The sequence below is a fragment of the Gleimia coleocanis DSM 15436 genome, assembly GCF_000159015.1.
Taxonomy (GTDB): domain Bacteria; phylum Actinomycetota; class Actinomycetes; order Actinomycetales; family Actinomycetaceae; genus Gleimia; species Gleimia coleocanis.
In genome coordinates, this window is sequence record NZ_DS999546.1 from 1 (window position 1) to 19,923 (window position 19,923).

General features: G+C 51.0%; 18 protein-coding genes. 17 read left to right on the forward strand and 1 reads right to left on the reverse strand.

All coding sequences use genetic code 11. The features are described from left to right. The 17 genes from HMPREF0044_RS07185 to HMPREF0044_RS07265 form a co-directional block, all read left to right on the forward strand. The coding region (locus HMPREF0044_RS07185) for an HAD hydrolase-like protein (protein WP_006547467.1) at positions 1–2,032 on the forward strand (2,032 nt) is incomplete at its 5' end. A gap of 99 nt (positions 2,033–2,131) precedes the next feature. Next, entirely contained in the window at positions 2,132–3,052 is a 921-nt protein-coding gene (locus HMPREF0044_RS07190) for a TlyA family RNA methyltransferase (protein ID WP_006547468.1), read from the forward strand. Next, on the forward strand, positions 3,042–3,869 hold the full coding sequence (locus HMPREF0044_RS07195; RefSeq protein WP_006547469.1) for an NAD kinase: 828 nt from the start codon (positions 3,042–3,044) through the stop codon (positions 3,867–3,869). Before HMPREF0044_RS07190 ends, HMPREF0044_RS07195 begins: the two co-directional genes overlap by 11 nt. A gap of 10 nt (positions 3,870–3,879) precedes the next feature. Beyond that, positions 3,880–5,568, forward strand: coding sequence for a DNA repair protein RecN (recN, locus tag HMPREF0044_RS07200; RefSeq protein WP_006547470.1), 1,689 nt, complete (start codon positions 3,880–3,882; stop codon positions 5,566–5,568). Between the two features lie 6 nt (positions 5,569–5,574). Then, positions 5,575–6,765: a putative cytokinetic ring protein SteA gene (gene steA, locus HMPREF0044_RS07205; RefSeq protein ID WP_040313237.1), complete on the forward strand. Its 1,191-nt coding sequence runs from the start codon at positions 5,575–5,577 to the stop codon at positions 6,763–6,765. A 12-nt stretch (positions 6,766–6,777) separates the two neighbouring features. Next, entirely contained in the window at positions 6,778–7,749 is a 972-nt protein-coding gene (locus tag HMPREF0044_RS07210; protein WP_006547472.1) for a copper transporter, read from the forward strand. 1 nt (position 7,750) lies between these two features. After that, a complete protein-coding gene (locus tag HMPREF0044_RS07215) occupies positions 7,751–8,563 on the forward strand; it encodes a hypothetical protein (protein WP_006547473.1) in 813 nt (270 codons plus the stop codon). A 48-nt stretch (positions 8,564–8,611) separates the two neighbouring features. Continuing rightward, on the forward strand, positions 8,612–10,117 hold the full coding sequence (murJ, locus tag HMPREF0044_RS07220; RefSeq protein WP_006547474.1) for a murein biosynthesis integral membrane protein MurJ: 1,506 nt from the start codon (positions 8,612–8,614) through the stop codon (positions 10,115–10,117). Continuing rightward, complete coding sequence (locus HMPREF0044_RS07225) at positions 10,114–10,749, forward strand: NUDIX domain-containing protein (RefSeq protein WP_006547475.1); 636 nt, start codon at positions 10,114–10,116, stop codon at positions 10,747–10,749. The genes murJ and HMPREF0044_RS07225 overlap by 4 nt, the downstream gene beginning before the upstream one ends. Positions 10,750–11,252: 503 nt before the next feature. Beyond that, a complete protein-coding gene (locus tag HMPREF0044_RS07230) occupies positions 11,253–11,942 on the forward strand; it encodes a helix-turn-helix transcriptional regulator (protein WP_006547477.1) in 690 nt (229 codons plus the stop codon). 21 nt (positions 11,943–11,963) lie between these two features. Further along, entirely contained in the window at positions 11,964–13,421 is a 1,458-nt protein-coding gene (gene sufB / locus HMPREF0044_RS07235) for a Fe-S cluster assembly protein SufB (protein ID WP_006547478.1), read from the forward strand. Further along, positions 13,418–14,608, forward strand: coding sequence for a Fe-S cluster assembly protein SufD (gene sufD, locus HMPREF0044_RS07240; RefSeq protein WP_006547479.1), 1,191 nt, complete (start codon positions 13,418–13,420; stop codon positions 14,606–14,608). Before sufB ends, sufD begins: the two co-directional genes overlap by 4 nt. Further along, a complete protein-coding gene (locus HMPREF0044_RS07245; protein WP_006547480.1) occupies positions 14,605–14,928 on the forward strand; it encodes a Rieske (2Fe-2S) protein in 324 nt (107 codons plus the stop codon). The genes sufD and HMPREF0044_RS07245 overlap by 4 nt, the downstream gene beginning before the upstream one ends. A gap of 19 nt (positions 14,929–14,947) precedes the next feature. Then, a complete protein-coding gene (sufC, locus tag HMPREF0044_RS07250; protein ID WP_006547481.1) occupies positions 14,948–15,700 on the forward strand; it encodes a Fe-S cluster assembly ATPase SufC in 753 nt (250 codons plus the stop codon). Positions 15,701–15,794: 94 nt separating this feature from the next. Further along, on the forward strand, positions 15,795–17,096 hold the full coding sequence (locus tag HMPREF0044_RS07255) for a SufS family cysteine desulfurase (protein WP_006547482.1): 1,302 nt from the start codon (positions 15,795–15,797) through the stop codon (positions 17,094–17,096). Next, on the forward strand, positions 17,096–17,566 hold the full coding sequence (sufU, locus tag HMPREF0044_RS07260; RefSeq protein WP_006547483.1) for a Fe-S cluster assembly sulfur transfer protein SufU: 471 nt from the start codon (positions 17,096–17,098) through the stop codon (positions 17,564–17,566). The genes HMPREF0044_RS07255 and sufU overlap by 1 nt, the downstream gene beginning before the upstream one ends. Before the next feature lie 39 nt (positions 17,567–17,605). Then, the gene (locus tag HMPREF0044_RS07265) at positions 17,606–18,010 is read left to right on the forward strand and encodes a metal-sulfur cluster assembly factor (RefSeq protein ID WP_006547484.1); all 405 of its coding nucleotides are present in this window, start codon (positions 17,606–17,608) and stop codon (positions 18,008–18,010) included. Between the two features lie 638 nt (positions 18,011–18,648). Here the strand turns inward: HMPREF0044_RS07265 and HMPREF0044_RS08025 are convergent. Continuing rightward, the gene (locus tag HMPREF0044_RS08025; RefSeq protein ID WP_006547485.1) at positions 18,649–19,923 is read right to left on the reverse strand and encodes a CPBP family intramembrane glutamic endopeptidase; all 1,275 of its coding nucleotides are present in this window, start codon (positions 19,921–19,923) and stop codon (positions 18,649–18,651) included.

Here is a 19,923-nt window from a genome sequence, read left to right on the forward strand (position 1 = left end):
CTTCGAACGCCGTGACGACCGCGGTGGCCGTAAGTTTGACCGTCGCGATGACCGCCCACGTGTTGACTTCAACAAGGATGAACGACGCGCATTCTCTGCAGAACGTGCAAACCACCTCAACGAACAGTTTGACGCCGAATTTGCAGCCCCTAATACTTCCACCATTGATGGCCTTTTCATGCCAGAAGGTGTAGAAGCTACTGAACTTGATACTCACGTACTTAAAGCTTTGGAAACTTTGGGCGCACGTGGACAAGAAGAAGTTGCGAAGCTTTTGGTAATGGCAGGTCAGCTGATCGATATTGATCCTGAACTTGGTTACAAGTACGCACAAGCTGCTGTAAAGCGTGCTGGTCGTATCGATATCGTACGCGAAGCCGCTGCCCTTACCGCTTACGCAACCGAACGCTACCAGGAAGCCCTGCGTGAAGTACGTGCAGTACGTCGTATGCGTGGTGATTTCGCTCTACGTGCAGTTGAAGCAGACTGTGAACGCGCGCTCGGTAAGCCAGAAAAAGCCTTGGAATTGGTCGAAGACACCCCAATGGATCAGGTGTCCTTGGAAGAACAGGTTGAACTGGTAATCGTCGCAGCCGGCGCTCGCGCTGATCTGGAAGAACACGAAACCGCTCTGTTACTGGTAGAAAACGCCCTCGAGAAAATCGGTACAAAGGCAGAAGAACACGTAATCTCCCGACTGCTCCTGGCACAGGTAACGCACCTGCGCTCCCTGGGACGCAACCTGGAAGCAGACGAAATTGAAGCTTCCATCCCAGAAGAAGACGATGCAGAAATCATTGACTTCCTGGAACTCGCAGACGCTGATATTGACGATGTTCGTTCCGACCTCAAAGGCTCTGAAGAAGCTCCAGCAACCCGTTACGACACCCTGATTCTAGACCTCGACGGGGTATGCTACAAGGGTAAAGAACCTATCGCCCACGCAGCAGAAGGCGTAACTAAAGCAACCGAAACTGGCATTGTGCAGGTTTACGTAACCAACAACTCCTCCCGCAGCCCACAGGCAGTAGCTGAGCAGCTTTCCAGCCTTGGCTTCCCAGCAGACGAACACAATGTCTACACCTCTGCAATGGACGCAATGGCAATCATGGGTGAAACTATTGAAGCCGGTTCCAAGGTATTCGTAATCGGTGGGGAAGGCCTACGCAAGGCAGTAGTTGAAGCTGGTTACGAACTGGTTGATTCCGCAGATGAACGCCCTGCAGCTGTCGTACAGGGCTTCGACCGCTCTGTAGACTGGGCAATGCTTTCTGAAGGCGCACTGGCAATCAACGCTGGAGCTAAGCACTTCGCAACCAACATGGACGGCTCCCTGCCAATCGAACGCGGTTTTGCACTGGGCAACGGCGCGTTAGTACGTGCAGTTCGCTACTCCACCGGCGTGAAGCCAGAAGTTGCGGGCAAGCCACTGGCTGGTATCTACCACCGCGCAATCCACTTGGTAAACGGCGAACGCGCACTGGCTGTTGGCGACCGTCTGGAAACTGACATTGCAGGTGCTCTTAACGCTGGCGTGCCAGTAATGCACGTTCTCACCGGCGTTCATTCTGCAAAGGATTTGATCCTGGCTGACCGCGGTCTGCGCCCACAGCTGGTACACCTAGATATGCGTGGTCTGAACGAACCACACCCACGCCCACGTCACCACCGTGACGGCACCTGGACTTGTGGTGTTGGCCAGGTTGCGAAGGTTGTAAACGGTAAGCTGACTTTGGACGGGGTAGCACTGGTCGAAGACACCACCATCACCCTGGACTCCTACCGCGCGCTGATTGCTGCAGCTTGGGAACAGGCAGCTAAGGGACCAAAGGTATTCTGCCCAGAACTAACTGTAGTTGAAAACGATGATCCAGCAGGTATCGTCAAAACTCCAGAAGTAGTTGAAACTGAAGTAGAAACCGTAGCGGTTGAAGCAACTGAAGCTGATGCAGTAGTTGACTTCCTACCAGGTGAAGAAGATCTGGAAGCCCTGCTTGCAGAAACCGCTCACTTGGAAGATGAAGCACACTGATTAAACTAGACTGCGTAAACAGCAGTAGCTTAGTTTAAAATGGCTGAGAGCCTGGAATTTTCTGGGCTCTCAGCCTAACTTATTTATGAGGGAGCAGAAATGGCTAAATTACGCAGAATTGATGCTGAATTAGTGCGTCGTAAGCTGGCTCCCTCTCGCACTAAAGCCCAGGAAATGATTCAGGCTGGCTACGTGAAGTTAGACGGGGAAGTAGTTTATAAACCTGCCCGACAGATGGATCCTGCACAGGCGATTGTTGTGGATTTAAACGACAGTCCTGACTATGCTTCTCGCGGCGCTTATAAACTTGCCGGTGCTTTAGAAATCCTGGGGGAGAAAGCACCCCAAATCAAAGATAAACGCTGTTTAGATGCCGGGGCATCAACTGGCGGATTTACTGACGTTTTATTACGTAATGGTGCTGCTAGTGTAGTGGCAGCTGACGTAGGCTATGGACAGCTGATTTGGCGTTTACAAAATGACCCACGGGTTGAAGTCCGTGACCGCACTAATGTGCGACAGTTACAAGCTGGAGACATCGAACCTGCCCCACAGGTGGTGGTTTCCGACCTGTCTTTCATCTCATTAACCTTGGTTTTAGATGCGTTAAAAGATGTGGCAGCTTCGGATGCTGATTTCTTACTGATGGTAAAACCGCAGTTTGAGGTTGGGAAAGATAAGCTAGGCTCTGGCGGGGTAGTGCGTAACCTCGACCACCATCATGAGGCAGTTTCCGCGGTGGTGCGTTATGCGATGAAGATTGGTTTGCATCCCTATGGTTTAGCTGCCAGCCCACTTCCAGGGCCAGCTGGCAACGTAGAGTATTTTGTGGCGTTAAAAGCGGTCGCGCAAGATTTTTCCGAGGGCGCTACGCCAGCGGTAACCGTGGAAGCAGAAAATAACCGAGTCGTTGAGTTCATTAACGAGGCTGAACTAGATGTTCAGATTTGGGAAGCAATCAATGCCGGTCCTGCAAAAACCAATGGAAAAATCGCAGGAGGAGTTGAACATGACGCGTGAAGTCCTGGCAATAATTAATCCTTTCCGCGCCGACGCAGCTACTACCGCAGAGCTTGTGAAAAAAGGACTTGCAGAGTACGGGATTACGCTTACTGAGGATTTAACCGCTACTGAAGTTGAGTTAGTTCTTGTATTTGGTGGAGACGGAACCTTACTTAAAGCTGCTGAAACAGCGCGTAAAATCGATGTACCACTTCTAGGGGTAAACATCGGACATATGGGTTTTCTGGCAGAAGCAGAGTTGGATTCTTTAGAACAACTAATTGCCTGCGTAGCAGCGCAACAGTATCAGGTTGAAGAACGCATGACGTTGCAGATCGAAGTTAGCGCGCCAAACCAACCTAGTATTTCAGATTGGGCTCTGAATGAAGTATCCATCATGCATACTGACTTAGCACACCCAGCGCACTTTGGTGTTGGTGTAGACGGCCACGGGGTATCAACCTACGGTGCTGATGGTATTCTGGTGGCAACTCCAACTGGTTCTACCGCCTATAGTTTTTCTGCCGGGGGGCCGGTAATCTGGCCAGATGCTGAAGCTTTCCTGATGGTTCCACTTGCTGCGCATGGTCTTTTCACTCGTCCACTGGTGTTGGGACCATCTGCAAAACTTGAAATCTCCGTTTTAGAAGAACAACGCGCAGACCTGGAAATCTGGTGTGATGGCATCCGCTCTTACACCGTTCCAGCGGGTACTGAAGTAGTCTGCACGAAATCAGAAACCCCCGTGAAACTAGCCCGTCTCAACGACACTCCTTTCTCAGCCCGTCTAGTAGCGAAATTCAACCTACCAGTAGACGGCTGGCGGAATAGGTAGGAAGCTGCCAATGATTGAAGAACTGCATATTCGTAATCTGGGTGTAATAGCGCAGGCAAGTATCGAGTTCAAACCCGGTCTAACAGTACTTACCGGGGAAACCGGTGCAGGTAAAACAATGCTGCTAACTTCCTTACAACTATTGCTAGGGCAGCGTGCAGATACTGGAAAGATTCGTGCTGGCGAAGCCGAAGCCACCGTTGACGGGGTTTTCACGGTGGATGAAGATTTGCAAGCCGCCCTCGGGAAAAATGAAATTCAAGAATCCGAGGACGGAATACTCTTAATCGGGCGAAAAATTAGCCCCACCCGCTCTCGCAGCTATTTGGATCGCCGTCCCGCCCCGCTTAACCTGCTGACGGACCTGGGACCAAACCTCGCAGTAATCCACGGTCAGGCAGAGCAACTTAACTTAAAGAATCTTGCCTATCAGCGGGAAATCTTAGATGAATTCGGTTCTAGTGAGCACCAGGAACTCGTCGCACAATACCAACAGGCGTGGAAAATTGCGGTAGCTGCAAAACGCGAAAAAGACGCCTTCGAAGCAAGCTTGGACGATGCAGAAGCAGAAATCCAAGAACTCACTCCGGTGCTACAAAAAATTCGCAAACTAAACCTTGAACCAGGTGAAGAAGACAGTCTACAAGCAGAAATAAAACGTATCGAGAATGCGGAAACTCTGCGCGGAGGACTGGCACAAGCTCACGGTTATCTGAGTGGAAACGCAGAAGAACTTGGGGTAGTGGAAGCAATGACACAAGCCCAGCAAGCCCTGCGCCGGATTGAAAACTATGATCCAGAACTAAATGAAATCAGCCAACGCCTGGCAGAAACCATCGCCCAAGCCCAAGTCATAAGAGACGACCTGGCATACGCGCTACATGAGATTAACGCCGACCCAGCGAGGTTAGATGCCCTACAGGGACGCCGGCGCAGTATTAACCAGCTACTCAGAGGCCGCGCAGTAGACATTACAGGTCTCTTAGAATGGGCAGAAACCGCAGAGCAGAAACTAGCCGGGCTAGAAAATATTGATGATCGTTTAGCAGAACTCACCCAGAACCTTTTGGATGCCCAAGCTGAAGTTTTAGAAACCGGGGCAGCTCTTTCAGCTTCCCGGGCAGCGGTGGGTGCTAACTTGGAAAAACTAGTAGACACTGAATTACATGGCCTCGCCATGCCCAATGCACACTTCATTGTCGCGTTAAAAGAACGTATTCGCCCGGGACCGGATGGATTAGAGGATATCGAGATGCTGCTACAGCCTCACCCCGATTTGCATCCCGCGCCTTTAGCCGCAGGAGCTTCTGGTGGTGAACTCTCTCGTATCATGTTGGCGTTAGAAGTGGTTCTTGCTGATCGGCAGGCGGGTGAAAATGCGGGTCTGACCTACATTTTTGATGAGATCGATGCAGGAATCGGCGGTAGTGCAGCCCGGGAAGTTGGGTATCGTCTGGCGCGGCTCGCGAAGCATCGGCAGGTGTTGGTAGTAACCCACTTAGCACAGGTAGCGGCCTGGGCAGATCAGCAGTTAGTAATCCATAAAGAGGGCTCTACCACAACTGTGAAACCAGTGGAAAACGGGGAAAGAGTACTTGAATTAGCTAGAATGTTATCAGGAGCCCAGCATTCAGAAACTGCGCAGGCTCACGCTGAAGAACTTTTAGCTGAAGCACAGCTTCGGAAATCAGAAAGGTAAAGTGCCGTGTGGAAACGCAAAAGCCCCACGAATTCTGGGACTGACAGTGCGGTGGTACGCGTTGATCGGCGCACTAAACGACTAGCGATGCGTCTGGAATCCGGCGAAATCGCAGTTATTAACCACGCTGATATTGATCGTATCGCTGCTGAATCTTTGGTAGCAAAGCAACCTAAAGCGGTGCTTAACGCAGCTAAATCAACTACCGGACGCTATCCAAACCTTGGCCCAGAAATCCTGCTGGAAGCAGGCATTACTCTTATTGATGATTTGGGTACGGAAATCATGGAGCTGACAGAAGGTCAGTCCATCCAGATTCACGAAAATCAAATATTTGACGGCGATACCCTGATCGCTACCGGTAAACTTCAGACTTTGGAAACCAACGCTGAGGCTATGGAAGCTGCCCGGGTAGGCATGGCTGAAGAAATTGAAGCATTTGCAGCTAACACCATGGAATACATGGTTAAAGAACGCGATTTGCTGCTAAACAGCGTTGGTATTCCAGAAGTTAAAACAGATTTCCGAGGGCGGCATATGCTGGTAGTCGTGCGAGGCTACCACTATAAGGAAGATTTGGCTCTGCTGAAACCATATATTCGTGACTATCGCCCAGTGTTGGTAGGCGTAGACGGCGGTGCAGATGCCATCATAGAAGCTGGGTTTAAGCCCGATATGATTTTGGGTGATATGGACTCAATTTCTGATGAAGCACTCACCTGTGGGGCAGAAATCGTAGTTCATGCTTATCGCAATGGTAATGCTCCCGGTTTGGAACGTGTTAAACGTATTGGTGTAGAACACGTTGTATTCCCCGTTACCGGTACTTCTGAAGATGCTGCAATGCTACTAGGGGATGCTAAAGGTGCTTCCCTAATCGTTTCTTTAGGAACACACTCAACACTGGTAGAGTTCCTCGATAAAGGACGTGCAGGTATGTCTTCAACCTTCCTCACTCGTTTAGTAGTGGGTTCAAAACTGGTTGATGCTAAAGGCCTGTCCCAGATTTACCGCACCCGAATTTCTAACTGGCAACTTTTGATGCTGGCTCTAACCGGTATGCTTGCCATTATCCTAGCGATGGCAATGACACCTGCTGGACAAGCAGTCCTATCTATTATTGGCGTCCACTTGTGGGACCTGTTCAGTTCATTTAAGGAACTAATCGGTCTGGCCCCGCAAACCCCAACAAAATAAACGGAGACATAAATGGTTGATTTTCGCTATCACCTGGTTTCACTTATCTCAGTCTTTATCGCCCTCGCTCTAGGCGTGGTGTTGGGTGCAGGACCCCTCCAGGAACCAATCGCTAACGGACTCACCGGACAAGTTGAAGCCCTGAAGGAAAACCAGGCGCAAAATATCCTGGAAATCGAAAAAGCTCACAGCGACATTGCACAGCGCAATGAATGGATTTTCGACACCGCTCGCGCAACGCTCGCGGGGAGCCTAAAAGACCGTAAGGTTGCTTTAGTTACTTTCCCAGGTGCACGTCAGACCGATATTGATGATTTACGTTCTCTGATTGAAACCGCCGGTGGGGCAATCAACCAGCGGGCCACTTTAACCGCCGACTGGGCAAACAAGAAGCAAACTGAATACCGCATCGAACTTGCAAACACGTTAGCTCCAGAGCTGACGAATAAACTAGCAGATACTGCTAATAGCGGAGACGTTTTAGGACACGCCCTCGTAGAATCTCTCACCCTGGACACCCCGGAAGCTGTTGCCCTTCGTGAAAAACTAGCGGGAGCTGAAACCACCCTGGTGGAATTTGATCAGGCCAGCAACGTTACTTCTGACACTATCCTGGTTCTGGGTGCGCCTGCAGAAGCAGTGGTTAAGCCAGCTGAAAATGCAGTCACCCCACAGGATAAGAAAGCTAAAACTAACGCATCTGCAAAGGGAGCTGATATAGCGGCCCTCACTGGTTTAGCAAACGCAGTAGTATTGGCTCCAAACTGGGGCGTAGTGCTGGGTGATGGCGAATCAGAAAAAGGTCTTGTAGCAGTACTGCGCAATGCATCCGTGAAGGTAACCACTGTTGACTCTGCTGGAACCACTATGGGTAACACTTCAGCTATCTTGGCGCTGGTAAATGCAAAGGATAAGAACCTTAAGATCGGCTTCGCTCCTTCTGCGCAGCAGGTTATTCCAGAACTGCACACCCAGGCGAAATAAAATGAAAACAATCATGCGGGCTCTCGCCGCTACCGCTACAGCAGCGGTAACTACCGTATTAGTACAGGAAAAACTCAGATTCCACCCAGCACTGCAACGCACTAATCACGCGGGTAATACAGTAACTTTAGCTACTGGTCCGGCATTATCAGCTGGACTAGTCGCAGGTAACCTAGTTGCGGGAAACTTCGCTGCCGCCAGCGCGTTAGCTGCCACCGGTACAGCAGGGCTTTACGATGATGTTGACCAAGGCGAACATGATGGCGAGCAAATCGCTAAAGGGCTGAAAGGCCACTTTAACGCTTTGCGCAACGGATATATCTCAACAGGGGTTTTGAAAGTTGCCGTGATTGGCGCCAGCGCTGGAACTTACGCCCTGTATAGGGCTGTAAAAAGTAGCAAGCCGGTGCCTCAACGCGTAGTTGAATGCTTTGTTGATACGGCTCTTATCGCGGGGTGCGCAAACTTAGGTAATTTATTTGACCTGCGTCCCGGACGTGCTTTGAAAGTTGCCGTCATAGCATCAATCCTTAATGCTGGGGTGGCTGGGGCTCAAGTGTCTTTAACCCTGGCCACTATGGCAGTTGTTACAGAAGAAGACTTGGCTGGTAAAGCTATGCTCGGGGACGCCGGTGCAAACCCATTGGGCATGATGGTGGGAATGCAGAGTGCAAATATTAAGTGTCTACCGGTGAAAACAGCTGTGTGTGGATTGGTCGTTGGACTTAATGTTCTCTCTGAGAAAGTTAGTTTCACTAAGGTAATCGAAAATACCCCGGTGCTCCATAAGCTGGATATGCTTGGCCGAAACTGACCGTTATTTTCAAACAGCCAAGTTTAATACCAGAAGGGAACTACACAGGTGAAGCGGATTTCTCTAGAAAAATTCACCCTTGGTAGCGTCGGTATCCTTGCAATCACGACGCTCCTATCCAGGCTGGTAGGCTTCGGTCGGTGGCTCACACAGGGGGCTTTTGTAGGCTCAGGTGAAGTCGCTGGCGCCTATGCGTTGGCAAACCAAGTTCCCAACATTATTGTCGAAATTGTCATTGGTGGAGCCCTAACGGGCATCATGATTCCGGTTCTAGCTGGCGCGGTAAGTGCAAAGCAAAAACAGGAAGTCAATGCGATTGCCTCTGCTCTGTTAACCTGGGTAACTCTTATTCTTAGCCTCCTGGCAGTTAGCGTCTTTTTCCTAGCTCCCCATATCGCAGGCTGGTTGCCTATCCCGGCAGGTGCGAATGTTGAGAATCAGTTAAACCTAATCACGGTTTTTCTGCAGATTTTTGCCTGGCAGCTACCGCTTTATGGGGTGGCTTTAGTGTTGGGGGGAGTCCTCCAAGCACAAGAGAAATTCTTCTGGCCAGCTATTACTCCGCTATTTTCTTCGCTGGTGACGATTGCTAGCTTCTGGGCTTATCAGCAGCTGTTAGTTTCCGCTGACGCGACAGCTGCGGTACAGGGACTAGCATGGGGAACCACCGCGGGGGTTATGGCGCTTTCCATTCCACTGTTTATTCCCGTGTGGTTAAGTGGGGTACGGCTACGACCTAGCCTGGGGATATCTGCAGAAGTTCGCAAGCAGGCACTGCAACTTGGGGGAGCTGGCGTAGTAACTTTAATAGCACAGCAAGTCAGTGTCTTTGGTGGCTTATTGCTGATGCGTAAGTTTGGTGATCCAGGTACTGTGGCAATATTCCAGTACGGTCAGGCAATCTATATGTTGCCTTATGCACTTTTAATTTTCCCCGTAGTAACTGCTTTTTACCCGCGCATGGCTGCCCTGTATGCAGCGGGGGATTCTTTAGAACTTAGTGCGCAAGCAGAACAAACTCTTGAGAAAGTTTTGAAAGCGGGTGCTTTAGGGCGTGCTGGTTTATTGGCCGCAACCCCGGTTGCTGTAGCAGTGTTCAGCTTTTTAACTCCTGTGGTGGGGATGGGGCTGATGCTTTATGCCATGGCTTTTTCGCTGACTGGCTATGGTGTCATGTACTTTGGACAACGGGTTTTCTACGCCCTGGGGCAAGTGAGAATGGCAGCTGTAGTTGCAATCCAAACTTGGGCTTTGGTTATACTTTTCCAAGTTATTTTTGTAGTTGGTTTGTCTTTCCCGCAGGTTTCGCACTTTACTTCTGTGACTGAGGTTGGTGCGCAGACTCTTTTAGGCATGGGGTTAGGTTTTGCAGTTGGCTTGGGAATGTCACAGTTTTTGTATATTCGGGTTTTGAGTAAGGTTTTGCCACAAAGTCAACTACGTCAGGCTTTATCGCAGACGTGGAAGTTTTCTATGCTGACCTTGTTCGCAGGGATTATTTCAGCGTATTTGCTTAATCAAGTATTGGTATTGTTTGAAGGGGTTTTACGATGATTGCAGATGAGCGAAAGTCATATCCGGTTTTAGAACACCAACGGGTTTGGCATGGGGCAGTTTTTGATATGGATGAGGATTTGGTGCAGTTAGCGCCGGATTCAGATCCTGTACGGCGTCATTATGTGGCGCATACCGGAGCGGTTGCAGTGGTAGCTCTGCGTGGGGAGGCGGGGAGCGAAGAAATTGCTTTGGTTGATCAGTACCGGCATCCGGTGCAGGCTAAACTTTGGGAAATTCCTGCGGGTTTGTTGGATATCGCTGGTGAAGACCCACTGTTAGCGGCGCAGCGAGAGCTTTGGGAAGAAGCGGATTTGCGGGCGGACACTTGGCATGTGTTGGTGGATTATTTTACTTCTCCGGGTGGTTCTACTGAAGAATTGCGGATTTATTTGGCTCGCGATGTGGTGGAAGTTCCCGAGGGCGAGCGGCATGTACGGTGTGATGAAGAACAAACTATGGCTTTGCGGTGGGTAAATCTTAATGAGGCTATAGATGCAGTGCATGCTGGGTTGATTCATAACCCTTCTGCAGTAGTTGGCATTTTGGCTGCGGGTAGTGCGCGGAGTCGAAATTGGGAGTCGTTGCGCAGTGTTGAGTCTCTTTGGTTTAAATCGCCGCTGGGCCGTTAAACAGGGGAGTAGTCGCTTTCTTGTAGTGAGTAGTAAAACTATTGGCGCCTCGAGTTTCCTTCGAGGCGCCAATAGTTTTATAAGGTTAACGTGGGCAAGTGCACCAATCTTCTGGAGCTACGACTGCTTTTACTGAGTCAATGTGTTCACCGCATCCTTGCCAGGTGGTTTTGTTGCATTTAGGGCAGGTTACTGGGTAGCACATAATGGTCCTTTCCTTTTGAAAGTGCTATACAAACATCTTAGCAGATTAGATTTCTGTTATGGATTAGATTGTAGCTTTTGATTTACGGGATGTGATTAGTTTTTTCTATGGATTGCTTTAGAGAATTTATATAGCTAGGCAAAGCGCCCTCGGAATCCGCTTTTTAAGTAATGAATACGTATCGTAAATCCGTTAAGATTAATACGGTAAGAAAAATCAGCGGGGTGGAAGGCCAAAGCCTCACAAAACGTGAGCTGACGCTGCCACCACCAAGGTGAAGCAGAGAGGAGCGTGACCAATGGATGATCAAGGAACCAAAGAATCCGTACTGGACCTAGTCGTAGAAAAAGGACCAGTAACTGCTTCAGTAATCGCGAAAATCCTGGGTCTAACTACAGCTGCTGTACGTCGCCACATCGCCACGTTAGAAGAATCTGGACAGATTGTTGCTCACGACATTGCGCAAGTCTCTCCACGTGGGCGGGGGCGCCCCGCGCGCCACTACGTAGCAACCGACCTGGCACACCAGCGACTCCACGACTCCTATGCCGAAATCGCTGGGAAAGCACTCACTTTCCTAGCGCAAACAGCCGGCACTGACGCAGTCGAGAGCTTCGCCGCCGTGCGATCAAGAGAAATTGAACGTAAATACGCACCCGTTATCCGCGCCGCCGGCACGGACCCGCGGGCACGCGCAACCGCTCTTTCAGACGCACTCACCCAAGACGGGTACGCGGCCAGCGTCCGTGAAATCGGAGGCGGAAAATTTGCCGTCCAACTCTGTCAAGGTCACTGCCCAATCCTGGCAGTAGCCGAAGAATTTCCACAGCTTTGCGAAGCCGAAACACAGGCATTCGCACGACTACTTGATGTGCACGTACAGCGCCTCGCCACCCTCGCCGGTGGAAAGCACGTCTGCACCACGCACATTCCGGTTGCGTCACTATCCAAACGAACTGGATGGCGACACGATTCAAAACGAGCATAACGCTCATCTAGGAAGGAACACATGTCCGAAACAATGACGCCTGAAGCGCGGGAAGTGGAAGAAAAGAAGCCACAGACCGACGAAGAGATCATTAACTCTATCGGCGCATACGAATACGGCTGGCACGACACTGACCACTACGGTGCAAACGTCGAACGCGGTCTAACCGAAGAACTGGTTCGTGAAATCTCCGCGATTAAGAACGAACCAGAATGGATGCTCGAACGTCGTCTAAAGGGCTTCAAGGCATGGGAACGCAAACCACTTCCAAAGTGGGGTCCAGACTTGGACTACATCGACTTCGATGAATTCAAGTACTACGTGCGCCCAACCGACCGTGTCGCACAGTCCTGGGATGAACTGCCACCAGAAATTAAGGAAACCTACGACCGTTTAGGTATTCCAGAAGCAGAACGCAACCGCCTAGTCGCAGGTGTGGCAGCACAGTACGAATCTGAAGTTGTGTACCAGCAAATCCAGGAAGACCTGGAAAAGCAGGGTGTTATCTTCCTCGATACTGACTCTGGTCTGCGTGAATACCCAGAAATCTTCGAAAAGTACTTCGGTAAGGCCGTACCAGCAGGCGACAACAAGTTCGCAGCTCTGAACACTGCGGCTTGGTCCGGCGGTTCCTTCATCTACGTACCACCAGGCGTACACGTAGAAATCCCACTGCAGGCATACTTCCGTATTAACACCGAAGCAATGGGACAGTTCGAACGTACCCTGATTATCGCGGACGAAGGCTCCTACGTACACTACGTAGAAGGCTGTACCGCACCAATCTATGACACTAATTCTCTGCACTCTGCAATCGTAGAAATCTTCGTACTCAAGGATGCTCGCGTTCGTTACACCACCATTCAGAACTGGTCAACCAACGTTTTGAACCTGGTAACCCAGCGTGCAATCGTTGAAGAAGGCGGCACCATGGAATGGATCGATGGCAACATCGGTTCCGCAGTAACCATGAAGTACCCAGCCTGCTACCTGATGGGTGAACACGCACGTGGTGAAACCCTTTCCATCGGCTTCGCAGGAACCGGGCAGCACCAGGACACCGGTGCAAAGATGGTTCACATGGCACCATACACTTCCTCTTCCATCACCTCTAAGTCCGTCTCCCGAGGCGGCGGTCGCGCATCCTACCGCGGTCTGGTAGAAATCGATGAAAAGGCACATCACTCAAAGTCCAACGTACTTTGTGACGCATTGCTAGTCGACAAGATTTCTCGTACCGACACCTACCCATACGTAGATGTACGTACTGACGATGTAGAAATGGGACACGAAGCAACCGTATCCAAGGTGAGTGAAGACCAGCTGTTCTACCTGATGTCTCGTGGTCTAGAAGAAGACGAAGCAATGGCGATGATTGTGCGTGGCTTCGTTGAACCAATCGCCCGCGAACTTCCAATGGAATACGCACTCGAACTTAACCGCCTGATCGAACTACAGATGGAAGGATCCGTGGGATGACCGTTTCAGAAACCATGTCACGCGCGCATTCGCACGGTCTGGTAAACGAACCAGTACACCACTCTCGTGCAACTAAGCTGACCTCATTCAACACCGCAGATTTTGCAATCCCAACTGGTCGTGAAGAAGAATGGCGTTTCACCCCAATGCCACGCATTAACTTCCTCTTCGACGATACCTCCTACGCAACTTCTGCGCCAGCAGTTGAAGTAACCCTATCTGACGAAGCTACCTACGAAGTAGTGCCAGCTACTGACGAACGCCTAGACCCAGTTCTAGCGCCAGTAGACCGCACTGCGGTAGTTTCTTGGAACCAGGCGCAGGAAGTTCACTTCATTGACATTCCCCGCCACGGTGAAGTAAACGAACCAATCTTCATCAAGGTAAACGGCGATGCCACTGAAAACCAGGCGCAGCGTATTTACGTGCGTGCTGGTCAGAACTCCCATGCAGTAGTAGTACTGAGCCACACTGGTAAAGCAAACCTCAACCAAACCGTTGAAGTAAATGCCGCAGATGACGCTCAGATTACCTTCGTTTCCCTCCAGGAATGGGACGACACTGCAACCCACGCTTCAAACCACCGCCTCCGCGCGGGTAAGAACACCAAACTGCGTCACATCGTGGTTACCCTCGGTGGTTCCCTGGTACGTCTGTCCGCAGACACCGAATTCAGCGCAGAACGCGGTCACATTGAAATGCTCGGTCTCTACTTCGTAGACAAGGGGCAGCACTTCGAACACCGCCCATACATTGCGCACACCGAGCCAAACTGCTACTCTCGCGTAACTTACAAGGGTGCTTTGCAGGGTGAAGGCGCACATTCTGTCTGGGTTGGCGACTGCCTAATTGGTGAACGCGCAGACGGAACCGATACCTACGAACTGAACCGTAACCTGGTTCTTACCGAAGGTACTCTAACCGACTCTGTTCCAAACCTGGAAATCGAAAACGGTGAAATCGAAGGTGCAGGTCACGCATCCGCAACCGGTCGTTTCGATGACGAACAGCTCTTCTACCTAATGGCTCGTGGTATCCGCGAAGCAGACGCACGTCGCCTGGTAGTCCGTGGCTTCTTCGCTGAACTCATCAACGAAATCGGCATCCCAGCAGTTCAGGAACACCTGATGGAACTCATCGACGCTGAACTCGAAGCCGGTGGAGCCCTGCAGGGAGCAGGCGAATGAGCTTTCAGCTAGCTTGCCCAGCAGACCTAACTCCCGGAAGCGCCCGTGCAGTAAACCTAACCGACGCTTCGGGAACCAATCACCTGGTCGCCATTGTCTGCGATACCGAGGGAGAATGGTTTGCAATCGATGACACCTGCACCCACGCGGATGTGCCTCTCTCAGAAGGCGACATCGGCGCAGGCTGCATCGAATGCTGGGCCCACAGTGCTGAATTCGATCTTCGTACCGGAGAAGGCAGCTTCCCAGCTCCAAAACCAGTACGCACTTATCCTCTGACCATCGAAAACCAGCAGGTGCTGGTAGACGTAGATAACTAAGTAACGGAAGAAGTTCTCAATGACCACTCTAGAAATCAAAGACCTGCACGTCAGCGTCGAAACCGGCGAAGGCATGAAGCAGATTCTGAAGGGTGTAAACCTAACCATTAAGTCAGGCGAAATCCATGCAATTATGGGTCCAAATGGCTCTGGTAAGTCCACCCTGGCATACGCTCTGGCAGGACACCCAAAGTACATCATCGACTCTGGTGAAGCACTGCTTGACGGCGAAAACATCCTGGAAATGTCCGCAGACGAACGCGCTCGCGCAGGCGTATTCTTGGCAATGCAGTACCCAGTAGAAGTAGCTGGCGTAACCGTATCCAACTTCCTGCGTACCGCAAAGACTGCTGTAGACGGCGAAGCACCAAAGCTGCGTTCCTGGGTTAAGGAAGTACGCGAAGCCATGGATAACTTCCGTATGGACAACGCATTCGCAGAACGAGACGTAAACGTAGGCTTCTCCGGCGGCGAAAAGAAGCGCCTAGAAATCCTACAGCTGGAACTGCTTAAGCCTAAGATGGCAATCCTCGATGAAACCGACTCCGGTCTGGACGTTGACGCACTGCGCATCGTATCCGAGGGCGTAAACCGCGCACACCAGGCAAACGACATGGGCGTTCTCTTGATCACCCACTACACTCGTATCCTGCGTTACATCAAGCCAGACTTCGTACACGTATTCGTAGCTGGCAAGATTGCAGACCAGGGCGGCCCAGAACTGGCTGACCGTCTGGAAGCAGAAGGCTACGACCGTTACCTCAACGCCTGATAATATTTCCCGAGGGCGCATCTGAAAACTAAGTTTAAACAGATGCGCCCTCGAAAATATATCCCACCACGAAACTAAACTCTGGACGAAAAGCATGACAGTTGCGCAACCAACCCCGCTCACGGACGCAGAACTCAGCCAGCTACGCGAACAATTCCCAATCCTCTCCCGCACCGGCCGAGACGGACAAGCAATCGCCTACCTGGACTCTGCTGCTACCGCGCAGAAACCACAACGCGTAATCGACACCGAAAAACGTTTCTACGAACTTTCAAATGCAGCGGTAAATCGTGGTACCCATGAACTCGGGGATGAAGCAACCCAAGCCTTCGACGACGCTCGCACAACCGTCTCTGCCTTCATCGGAGGGCAAACCGACGAACTCGTGTGGACCAAAAACGCTACCGAAGGGCTTAACCTCATCGCCTACGCCATGCAAAATGCGTCCCTCGACAAAACCTACGCCGGAAACGCACAAACCGAATGTTTCCGAATTGGCCCCGGAGACCGAATCGTCACCACCCGCGCCGAACACCACGCAAACCTACTCCCATGGCAGGAACTCTGCAAGCGCACCGGAGCAGAATTCGCCTACCTTGACCTTACTCCCGAAGGCCGGATTGACCTTGAAACCCTCAGTGTCATCACTCCAAATACAAAACTCGTAGCCTTCACCCACATGTCCAACGTAACCGGAGCTATCAGCCCGGTCGCAGAAATCGTGGCAGCAGCACGTGCAGTGGGAGCGCTCGTCGTCCTCGATACCTGCCAGTCGGCTGCCCACATGCCGGTAGACGTGCGCGCTCTCGACGTTGATTTTGCCGTCATGTCCTCTCACAAAATGTGCGGACCAACTGGCGTTGGTGCCCTCTGGGGACGCGCTGAACTACTCGACGCTATGCCTCCCGTACTTTCCGGTGGCTCCATGATTGCCACCGTCAGCATGGAAGGTGCTCGTTACTTACCTGCACCACATCGCTTTGAAGCCGGCTCACAGCCCGTAGCACAGGCTGTAGCCTGGGCAGAAGCTGTTGAATTCTTGAAAACAGTCGGAATGGATAGGGTAGCGGCTACTGAAGAAATCTTGGCAGAAGCCATGGTGGCAGAAATAGCCGCAGTACCGGGACTCCGTATCCTCGGACCAGAAACTGCCGAAAACCGTGCCGCTGTTGTCTCGTTTGCAGTAGATGGCGTACACCCGCACGACGTCGGGCAGTTCCTGGATGCCTCATCTATTGCTGTGCGCGTTGGCCACCATTGCGCTATTCCGCTTCACACTTTCTTTGGCGTCCGCTCGTCGACTCGTGCATCCGCGGGGTTGACCACTACAGTAGAAGAAGTACAACGATTAGGCGCTGCCCTTAGCGGCGTGCAGAAATTCTTCGGAGGATACTAATGTCTCAGTTAGATGTAATGTACCAGCAGGTTATCCTAGACCACTCTCGTGCTCGTTGTGGCTCCGGTACCCTGCCAGTAGACATTCAGACCTCTTCATACCAGGTAAACCCAACCTGCGGTGACGAAGTAACTTTGGGCTTAAACCTTGACGAAGCTGGCGAAATTACCCAACTCATTTGGGATGGTGACGGTTGCTCAATTTCGCAGGCGTCTTTGTCAATCATGAGCGAATTACTTGAAGGCAAGTCATTAGCAGAAATCGCGCAATTCTATGATGACTTCGAAACTATGATGCACTCCCGCGGACAAGGGGTAGACGATGACCTGTTGGACCGTATTGAAGATGGCGCTGCCCTGGAAGGTACTTCTAAGTTCCCAAACCGCATTAAATGCGCACTACTTGGTTGGTATGCTTTGAAAGACGCGCTGGCTAAAGCTGGAGTAGCTTTAGAAGAACATAAAGCTTGAAACTAACTGCTTAACTTAAAGCTCTAAGAGAGGACAAAAATGGATAACCCAATGGCGAATCCAGAACCGGTGGAACAGCGTTTCGCTGAAGTTCAGGATGAACGTTTGGAAGGCGTAGCAATGTCTTCTGCAGGTGACTTTGACGCTAGCCAGGTCGAAGAACTCCTGAAGGACGTAATCGACCCAGAACTCGGTATCAACATTGTTGACTTAGGTTTGGTTTATGGTATTGCCATCGACGAAAATAACCGTATCAACATTGATATGACGCTGACCTCGGCGGCTTGCCCACTGACTGACGTTATTGAAAACCAAGCTCAGATGATTCTGGCAGAGCTTTCTTCCGACGTGGTTATTAACTGGGTGTGGTTGCCACCATGGGGCCCAGATCGCATTACCGAGGATGGGCGCGAACAGCTTCGTGCCTTGGGCTTCAACATCTGAGAGGTGCTTATAAAAGAACCCCTGAGCCTTGTTGGTTCGGGGGTTCTTTATAGCGTTTCTGCCTTGTTGCTGCGTGGGAATCATAACTCCGGCGTTCTCTCTGCGCGTGAACTTGATTTCGCACGCAGAGAAAACGCGTGAACTTGATTTCGCACGCAGAGAAAACGCGTGAACTTGATTTCGCACGTTGGAGGTATCCACAGCCTGGGCAGTGCGATCGAGGGTCACTAGTAGTAGTTGAGGAACGCAGTTAGTGCTGGAAGGAGGCATTTAGTGTATTGGCACGCACTAAACGCTGCCTTTAACTCTGTAGGGGAGGCGTTTAGTGTCAAAAACCAGCGTGAAGATTGCGTTCAGTGCCGGGAAGTAGCAGTTAGTGTGTAACTGAACTTTTGGGTTGTACACGCAATCTGTTACTTACACGCACAATTCGCTACTGTCATCGCACCGTGACCGGCAGTTCCTAAATATGAAGCCGAGCATGAAGCAGGAATAGTGTCCAGAAACTAAAAGCCCGACTTTCCCCCTATAACGTGGAAAGTCGGGTCCCAGCAACACCACACGTTGTATAGCCTGTATTTTGACCAAATAGCTTGTGCCCCGAGTAGAAATCTACTCAGGGCACAAGCTATAGATTATTAGAGGTTAGTCTGTGGATTTTCAGTGACCTCTGGGGATGGAACATCCTCGGTAGAATCTGCAGTTGCAACTGGAGCAGCTGGAACTGGCATAGCCATTTCCTGCGCTACTGGCTGTGCCACTGGCATTTCAACAGGTGCTGCTGCTCCTGCAGCTACTGGCATTTCAGCAGCTACAGCGGGCATTGCTGTTGGTGTTTGCTCTGGAACTACGCCTGGAACCAGGTATGCGTACTGCTGCTGTACGTGAGGTGGGTACAGGTTAAAGTACTCAGGGTAGAACTGGCCCTTTTCAAACTTGGAGCGCAGGTAGTCTGGTGTAGGAAGCGGACGCTGAGCAGGGTCAGTTAGGTGACGGCGTTCAGGCTTACGAGCCTCCCACTTACGGTAGATAACGTCGATGGTGAAGACTTGAATAACCATTACTACCAGAACTAGTACGGTCGCGTACCAAGGAGTAACCGTGTCTTCTCCGACTAGGGAGTCTGAAACCCCAGCGAACATTTCCTTCACGAAGATGGTTACGTTGTTCATTGCGTGGAGGCCAATTGCAGCTTCTAACCCACCGGTACGGTAGGTGAGAATCCAGGCTGCCACACCAAATCCGGCAAGCTGCAGGAAGGTAGCTGGATCGAAAGATCCATGTGCTGCACCAAACAGGGCAGAAGAAACCACTACAGAAATAACCAGACCGACCTTACGCCATGGAATCACTGCTCCGATTACTTGTGGCAAGAAACCGCGGAAAATGTATTCTTCACCGGCAGATTGCAGTGGAATCAAAGTCACTACCAGGAGAATCATGAGCCATAGACGTGGGTTAGGATTATAAGCTGGTAGTTCCCAGCTTAAGAGGGATTCAATACCGACAATGAGGGTGAAAGAAAAAGCAAAAGAAATTAGGGTAGATATTGCCAGCCATCCCCAGCGCATACGTCCCATCACAGAGTGTAAGAACCCAATCTTGGAACGGAATGCTATTAGTGAGGCTAGTTGGGAGGACGGAATAATTACCGCTAGGCTAAGCGCTAGGAATACTAAGACAAAGGGGTCTTGGAGGTCGATTTTTTCAGTGCTGACTTTTGCTAACATTTCACTTCCGTCAGAACCAGTAATGATGAATGGGGAGACAACCAGCATGATGCTGAGAATCCCGAAGGTTGTAACCCCAGCTAGGATGCCTAGTAGGATTCTCCACCAGCGGGTTTCTGATCCTCGGAAGGTGCGTTGATATTCAACGGGTGTCGCAGACATAGTCTGTGGCAGGTAAAACAT